Origin of the sequence: Nostoc sp. CHAB 5715 (assembly GCF_020829685.1) — a bacterium.
GTDB lineage: Bacteria > Cyanobacteriota > Cyanobacteriia > Cyanobacteriales > Nostocaceae > Nostoc.
In genome coordinates, this window is the sequence record NZ_JAIVFR010000947.1 from 1 (window position 1) to 2,846 (window position 2,846).

At 43.0% G+C, this 2,846-nt stretch carries 2 protein-coding genes; one reads left to right on the plus strand and one right to left on the minus strand.

Going from position 1 to position 2,846, the window contains the following annotated elements; translation table 11 throughout:
* Positions 1–947: 947 nt before the first annotated feature.
* Positions 948–2,372: an HlyD family efflux transporter periplasmic adaptor subunit gene (locus LC574_RS34155; protein ID WP_229458046.1), complete on the plus strand. Its 1,425-nt coding sequence runs from the start codon at positions 948–950 to the stop codon at positions 2,370–2,372.
* A gap of 250 nt (positions 2,373–2,622) precedes the next feature.
* Here LC574_RS34155 and LC574_RS34160 read toward each other — a convergent pair.
* Positions 2,623–2,846: hypothetical protein (locus LC574_RS34160; protein WP_229458047.1), on the minus strand; the 224-nt coding region annotated here is incomplete at its 5' end.

Consider the following 2,846-nt stretch of genomic DNA (forward strand, 5'->3'; position numbering starts at 1 on the left):
CTTGAAAAAGGGTGAAGTGAATTCGTTTATCCCGAACGGATCGCAAGACATAGTAGACGCACGAGTAATCAATGCATCTACCAAGAAAGCCGGGGCTATTTCATTCTCATCTAGCCCGCCTCAGAATTCATTCTGAGGCTAATAACAAAAGTCCACTAAAGTGGACTAAGAAAGGCTTTTAGTCCACTTTAGTGGACTTGGACTATAAGAGAGGAACTTCAGTTCTGGGCGGTTTATGTCTAGAACGAAATAGCCCTGGTATCCAACAAAGGCAATAGTCTATTTTTGATGTTTCTTTTCAATTTTGTGACTAACTGTAGCCATAGTGAATGTAGCAGTATAGTACCGCATCATACCAATTTAGGATTTTGTGTAGAGACACTATACATCGCGTCTCTACATCTAGATTCATACTGCTTGTGAATTTTCCTAACGTCCATTGCACTCATGTCTCAATAATACTCAGAGTTATTGAATAGCCAGCTACTATAGCGTTTCTTAGTATCAACACAGACCTACTAACCCCCAGTTCCTTAAGAGCTAGCGCTGGGGAGTATGCCTCAAAGCCTCTCTCCTTTAGGATAGGACTTACGCAAAAATTGCTAAAAAGCTTAATTTATCGAACCGCCCTTCGGGTTCACCAGTCGCCTACGGCGGGAAACCCGCCTACAGCGCTGGTTCACCAAGACGCCAAGAGCGCCGAGAATTCGTAGAGTGTGCGTAAGTCCTATAGGAGAGAGGAATGGAAGTGAGGTCAAAATGTATTGCATACAAACGAGCATCGCTATAGAAAACACCATTTTCCAAAGCCATAGTGTTAAGCGTTCATCACACGATGGATTTTAAGCTTTAAACCACTGTTGTTTGTCCTAAGCAGCTGGCTGTTGATTAAAAACCCTTTTATTTTTACTTTGATCAGCACAATTCAGGTAAATGGGCAACATACTATGTCAAGGGTGACTGAAAAGCCAAAACCAACTGAGCAGGCATTTAATCAAGAACAACCTAAGATTTGGTGGGGTATCGCTGTAGCTGTGCCAATAGTAATCGCGGCTGGGATACTAGGTACAGCTAAAATCGAGCAGCTGAGAAAACTAACTACATCTGCCCCCGTAATGCCATCTACCAATAGCATTAGTGCTGTAGGGCGTTTGGAACCGCGAGGCGAAGTTGTTAAATTGTCTGCCCCATCATCAGGATTAGCACCATCGTCACGAATTCAGCAACTTCTGGTGAAAGAGGGTGAACAGGTAAAGCAAGGCCAAATTGTCGCAATTTTAGACAACCGCGATACCCAAATAGCCGGACTACAAGAGGCAAAAGCCAAAGTGCAAGAAGCCCGTGCGAATTTAGCGCAAGTCAAAGCCGGATCTCCAAGAGATATTCAAGCCCAAAGAGCAGTTATTGCTCGCCTACAAGCGCAGTTAGTTGGGGAAAGGAATGCAGGCCAAGCAACGATCGCGCGGATTGCAGCTCAGTTAAGTGGTGATAAACTTGTCCAACAAGCAACCGTGAATCGCTTAGAAGCTGAACTCAGTGGGCAAAGAGATGTTCTCAGAGCGACAGTTGCACGTATCCAAGCCGAACAGCGCAATGCTCAAGTCGATGCCGGACGCTATGATTATTTATACAAAGAAGGTGCTATTTCTCAGCAAGAGCGGGATAGAAGACGCTTGAGTGCAGTAACTTCTAATCAACAGGTGGCCGAAAGCCAAGCTACCCTAAAGCAAACATTAGCAACTCTACGACAGCAACTTGCCGAAGCCAGAGCTACCCAAATACAAAATTTAGCAACTTTGCAACAGCAGCTAATCGAAGCCAAAGTTAACCGTGATCAAACCGTAGCAACTTTGCAAAGACAAATCGATGAAGAAAAGGCCAAACTGAGCAGAATTTTAGATGTTAGTCCTACCGATGTGCAAGTAGCGCAAGCCCAAGTTAGTAATGCGATCGCAAATATCAGAAAAGCCGAAGCAGAACTAAAGTTAAGCTACGTTCAAGCACCAATCGCTGGAGAGATTTTAAAAGTTTACACCAAATCAGGCGAAGCGATCGGTGCAAATGGCATTGCTGAAATTGGACAAACCAGCCAAATGTTTGTGATTGCTGAAGTCGCTGAAGACAGTATTGGTAAAGTGCGTATTGGTCAAAACGCCACTATCAGCAGCGATAATGGTGCATTTAGCGGCGAATTAAAGGGAACTGTTACTGAAATTGGCAGAAAAATTGGTAAAAAAGATGTGCTGAATACAGATCCAGCAGCAGATGTGGATGCCAGAGTCGTAGAAGTAAAAATTGCTCTGCCTCCAGAAGATAGCCAGAAAGTTTCTGGTTTAACTTACGCCAAAGTTGTTGTCGAAATTAATAACTAATCAAGCTATGGGTGAGCATTAATACCATATTTAATTACGAATTACGAATTACGAATTATTTTATCGTAAATTAAAGGGTTTAAGACCCCTACATCTATATGTAGCAGCAGTTTCAGTCCTTCGACTTCGCTCAGGAACCATTGGGGTTTAAATCCAATACGGTTCAGTTAAGGCCAAAACTCTTTATCAAAGTCAAATTTTTTAACGAACCGCCAAGGACGCCAAGGACGCAAAGAGAAGGAAGAAATGCTTAACTGAACTGTATTGGGTTTAAATCCCCGTCTGAAATGTCTTTAATTTTGAATTTTGAATTTTGAATTGTTAACTGTGCTTGGATGCCTATAAAATGAGTAGTTTTTCCCGCACCCGGTTCCCCAATTAAAGCGATGCGGTGTCCTTGAGTTTTACCAATTCGTTCAGAACACAAGCCCATTCGTTCAGAACACAAGCCCATTCGTTCAGAACACAAGCCCA